We start from the raw sequence: 5,023 nt of genomic DNA on the forward strand, positions 1-5,023 counted from the left end.
GTCGCCGAACGCAAGGGCCAGGTCGACGCGCGCATGCAGGAATACCGCTGGATGCTCGAGGAACTGCGCGTGGGCTTTTTCGCCCAGGAGCTGCGCACGCCCTACCCGGTGAGCGTCAAGCGCCTGGACAAGGTCTGGGCGCAGTTGCAGCGCTGAGATGGCGGTCACTTCCTGAGTGACCGTCGGCAACGTCAAGCCTTATGAAGTGACGCGCGCGCGTATCGCGGCCGCTGTGCGCACTTCAATGCGCCGAGGCCATCAGCGCGCGCAATTCGGTCTGGTCCACATTGCGCGTCGCGCCGTAGCCCGCGACATGGCGCGCCTGCTGCGGAGTGATACAGACGATGCGGAAATCGCCGAGCTTGGCCATGCTCGCAGCTTCGGGAAAGCGCCGCAGGTAGGCGTGGCGCGCGCTGCCCCAGGCGGCCGAGCCGGGGGTGGGCGTCATGGCCTGGCCGACGATGGCCACGCGTTCGTGGACATGCACGACCTGTTGCGCGGCATCGCTTTGGGCGACCAGCAGACTGACTTCGGAATGGGCGATCATCTGCCGCGCATGCGCCGCGCTGCCGCTGACCAGCAGCACCAGGCATTCGCCCTGGCCATCGATCGCATACGGCACCAGCGCCAGCCCGGGGGCTTCGTCGTTTTGCAGGGACTGGGTACCCAGGGTGGCGGTGCGCCGCGTGTGGAGCAGGACGCGCAGCGTTTGTGTGGGACGTGGAGCGAGGGTCATGATTGTGGTCCGGTGGGGTGTACCCGTGCGGTGCCGTGGCCGGGAGATGCGGCCGGCGACGAACGGGCGGCCGACGCAATCACTGGCTCTTTGGCGTTCAGCATCGCGACGCGCACAGATTCCATGGGAGGTCCTCCTTGCGTGCCGGGCTGGCAGCGCATGAAGCGAGTTATAGGAGGCTTGAAGAGAGCGTGACGATGTGTAATTGCAAGTTCCGTGATTTTTCAAATTGTCACAACCATGGGAAATGATTGGTTTCAAACCTTTAATGAAAGTGCGGTGCCGGCAGCACATACGCTGCTGTGCCTGTCTGCGCGCAGATTCGGGCCGCGCGGCCGCGCGTTCCCCGGCAGCGCAGCTGCGAACAAGAGCAATTCACACGGGTCAGCGAGCACGCCTGTCATCCTGGCGACGGGATCGAAGGGGTAGCCAGCAGTTACTGCGAAAAACGCGGGAATTGGCAGCCATTGGCTGTCCGCGGCCCGGACAGGGGCATTGCGTGCGGCAGCGATTCCGCCGATTTGCAATAATGAGAATGGTTCCCAATATCAACCTCTGCCGCCCTTGCATGGCGGCGTTTTCTTTTTCACCTGTGTCCAGCGCGCCCGTCGATCGCATTTACCGAGAGCACCATGGCTGGCTGCACCAGTGGCTGCGGCGCCGGCTGGGCGCTGCGCACGAAGCCGAAGACCTGGCGCATGACGTCTTCGTGCGCCTGATCGCTTCCGGGCAGGCGGCCAGCGTGCGCGAGCCGCGCGCTTTTCTGACGACGCTGGCCCAGGGCATGGTCGCCAATCTCTGGCGCCGCCGGGCGATAGAGAACGCTTACCTCCAGGCATTGGCCGCGCAGCCGCAGGAGCTCGCGCCTTCACCCGAGCAGCGCGCGCTGATTCTGCAAGCGCTGTGTGAAGTCGACGCCTTGCTGGCCCGCATTCCGGCCAAGGCGCGCCGGGCTTTCCTGCTGGCGCAGCTCGACGGCTGCTCGCAGGCCGAGAACGCGGCCGAGCTCGGCGTGTCGGACCGCATGGTGCGCAAGTATCTGGCGCAGGCCATGCTGGTCTGCGCGCTGGCCAAGGCCGCGGTGAGCGCCCAATGAGCATTTCGTCCACGGCGCCTCGTCCTGATTACCGCAGCCTGCAGGCCGCGGCCGAATGGTTCGCGCAACTGGACCCGCATGGCGCTGCGGTGTCGCCGGACCGACTGCGTTGGCAGCAATGGCTGAACCAGGATCCGCGCCATCGCGCGGCCTGGGCCTATGTCGAGGCCGTCAATGCCGATTTCGGCCGCCTGCCTGGAGCCGTGGCCCACGCGGCGTTGCAGGCGCCAGCGCGCGGCCGGCGGCGGGCGCTGGCCTCGTTGGCCGTACTGGGCGCGACGGGCCTGGGCGCGTGGTTCACGACGCGCCCCGCGCCCTGGCCCGATGGCCAGGCGCTGATCGCGCAGGCGCGCACGGCCAGGGGACAGGTGCGCACGCTGGAACTGGCCGATGGCGCGCGCGCCTGGCTCAACGCCGACACCGACCTCGCCATCGTCAACAGCGCCGCGCTGCGCCTGGTCCAGCTGCGCAGCGGCGAAATCGCGATCGCCTCGGGCCAGAAGGCGGGCGCCGCCAGACGGCCGCTGGTGGTCGATACGCCCGAAGGCCGCGTGCAGGCGCTGGGCACGCGCTTCAGCGTGCGTTCGGTCGATGCCGGCAGCACGCAGGTCGCGGTGTTCGAAGGCGCGGTGCGCATCACGCCCAACGCGCCGGGGGCGCTGGCGCTGGTCCTGAATGCAGGCGAACAGACGGTGTTCAGTGCCCACCAGGTCGGCGCGGTCGCACCCGCGAGCGCGGCGCGCCAGGCCTGGGTCGATGGCCTGCTGATCGCCGACAACATGCGGCTCGATGCCTTCCTGCGCGAGCTGTCGCGCCACCGGCCCGGTTACCTGGGCTGCGACCCCGCGGTCGCGGCGCTGCGGCTGGACGGGGTCTTTCCGCTCGCCGACACCGACCGCGTGCTGGCCATGGTCGCGCAGACCCTGCCGGTGGACGTGCGGCGCACCACGGATTGGTGGGTCACGGTCAGGGCCAGGGATTGATAGTGGGGAGTGGATGGCCTGCCCTCATGCCAGGGCATTTTGAAAATCGCCAAAAAATATCTTCTGAAACGGTTCCGCTTTATTAACAGGCGCGTGGCATGGGAAGTGAAACCTTCTTCCATCTTCTGTCTGGAATCCTTGCCGTGCCTTCACATTCTCCCGCCACCGCCGCGCTGAGCCCTCTGCGCCACGCCTGCCTCGCGCTGATCGCCAGCCTGGGCGCGCTGACCCTGCCGCTGGCTGCAACCACCGCTTATGCCCAGAGCGCGGCCGCAGCCGCGCAGGACTTCGACATTCCCGCGGGCCCGCTGGGCAGCACGCTCAACCAGTTCGCGCAGCGCGCGGGCATCGCCTGGTCGGCCGACGCCCAGCTCACGCAGGACCGCCAGAGCGCAGGGCTGCGCGGGCGCTTCACGCTGCAGCAAGGCTTTGCGCAGTTGCTGCAGGGCACGCCGCTCGAGGCCTTCGATCGCGGCGGTCAGGTCTACGGCCTGCGCCTGCGCGCCCCGGCCAAGGTCGGGGCCGCTGCGCCCACCATGGACAGCGTGACCGTGGTCGGCAACTGGCTGGCCGATCCCACGGCGGCCAGCGTGTTCGAACATGCGGGCGCGCGCGATCTGGTGACGCGCGCGGATTTCAGCGCGCGCGGCGCGACGGCCATGCGTGACGTGCTCAACCGCATTCCCGGCGTGATGGCGCCCGAGAACAATGGCACGGGCAGCCACGACATGGCGCTGAACTTCGGCGTGCGCGGCCTGAACCCGCGCCTGGCCGCGCGCTCCACGGTGCTGATGGACGGCGTGCCCGTGCCGTTCGCGCCCTACGGCCAGCCCCAGCTGTCGTTCGCGCCCGTGTCGCTGGGCAACATGGATGCGGTCGACGTGGTGCGCGGCGGCGGCGCGGTGCGCTACGGCCCGCAGAACGTCGGCGGCATCGTCAACTTCGTGACGCGCGCGATTCCCGCGCAGTCCGCGGCCAGCGTCGACGTGCAGACCGAGCACGCGGCCTCGGGCGGGCTCAAGACCACGAGCAGCCTGATGGCCGGTGGCACGCTGGACAGCGGCCTGGGCGCGGTGCTGCTGTACTCGGGCGTGCGCGGCGAGGATGCGCGCGAACACAGCGGCACGCGCATCGACGACTTCATGCTCAAGACCCAGTACCGCATGGACGCGGCGCACAAGTTCACGGCCACGCTGCAGCGCTATACCGGCGAAGCCGACATGCCCGGCGGGCTGTCGCGCGCCGACTTCGACGCCGATCCCTACCAGTCCACGCGTCCCAAGGACCGCTTCTGGGGCCACCGCAACCTGGTCAGCGCGGGCTATGAGTACAAGCCCGATGCGTCGCGCCAGCTGTCGGTGCTGGCCTTCCAGACCGAAACGCTGCGCAGCGGCTATCTCGATCAAGGCAGCTTCGTCTCGCTGTCGCCGCGCGACTACACCGTGCGCGGCATCGAAACGCGCTTCACCCAGGGCTTTCGCTGGGCCGGAGCGCGCCATGAAATCGGCGTCGGCCACCGCTACGTGAGCGAGCAGAGCGAGGAGTTCCGCTACCGCCTGCCCGGCAGCGCCGCCGCGCTGCCCACCGAGTCCAGCCCGCACGACCGCCATACGCAGGGCGAGACCCAGGCGCATGCGCTGTTCATCGACGACCGCATCAACATCGGCAACTGGACCATCGTGCCCGGCGTGCGCGTCGAACAGATCCGCTCGGCGCAGCAGAACCTGCTGAGCGGCGCGCGCGACGCGGGCAAGTACCGGCCGCTGCTGCCCGCGCTCAACGTCATGTATTACGTCAATGACGCGTGGAACCTCTACGCGAGCACCGACAGTTCCTTCGGCACGGTGCAGTACAGCAAGATGGCGACGGCCGTGACCAGCGGCAGCGTGGCGCCCGAGAAGGCGCGCTCGTATGAGGTGGGCACGCGCTACGACAACGGCGCCTTGCGCGCCGAACTGGGCCTGTTCAGCATGACGTTCAGCAACCAGTACGAAAGCAATCAGCAGTCGAACAGCGTCTATGCGCGCGGCAAGACCCGGCATCTGGGCCTCGAAGGCGGCGTGCATTACGACCTGGGCAGCGCGCTGCGCTCCATGAAGGGCTATGGCTTCTACGCCAGCTATGCCTATGTCGACGCGTCCATCCTCGAGGACGGGCCGAACCAGGGCCACCAGGTGCCGTTCTCGCCGCGCCACAAGGCGGCGTTCG

The 5,023-nt window shown here is 68.3% G+C and carries 5 protein-coding genes; 4 read left to right on the forward strand and 1 reads right to left on the reverse strand.

Features of this window, described 5'->3' with window-relative positions:
- A partial coding sequence (locus D3H34_RS34955; RefSeq protein ID WP_119558636.1) for a DUF3418 domain-containing protein occupies positions 1-156 on the forward strand: 156 nt, incomplete at its 5' end.
- Between the two features lie 85 nt (positions 157-241).
- Here the strand turns inward: D3H34_RS34955 and D3H34_RS30770 are convergent.
- Positions 242-736, reverse strand: a complete 495-nt coding sequence (locus D3H34_RS30770; RefSeq protein ID WP_119558637.1) for a pyridoxamine 5'-phosphate oxidase family protein — start codon at positions 734-736, stop codon at positions 242-244.
- Positions 737-1,304: 568 nt separating this feature from the next.
- On the opposite strand from D3H34_RS30770, the gene D3H34_RS30775 reads away from it, so the two are divergent.
- The 3 genes from D3H34_RS30775 to D3H34_RS30785 form a co-directional block, all read left to right on the forward strand.
- Complete coding sequence (locus D3H34_RS30775; protein WP_286186479.1) at positions 1,305-1,832, forward strand: sigma-70 family RNA polymerase sigma factor; 528 nt, start codon at positions 1,305-1,307, stop codon at positions 1,830-1,832.
- On the forward strand, positions 1,829-2,815 hold the full coding sequence (locus tag D3H34_RS30780; RefSeq protein WP_119558639.1) for a FecR domain-containing protein: 987 nt from the start codon (positions 1,829-1,831) through the stop codon (positions 2,813-2,815). Before D3H34_RS30775 ends, D3H34_RS30780 begins: the two co-directional genes overlap by 4 nt.
- Before the next feature lie 143 nt (positions 2,816-2,958).
- Positions 2,959-5,023, forward strand: a 2,065-nt coding sequence (locus D3H34_RS30785) for a TonB-dependent siderophore receptor (RefSeq protein WP_205736837.1), incomplete at its 3' end; no start/stop codon positions are given.

Source organism: Acidovorax cavernicola (genome assembly GCF_003581445.1).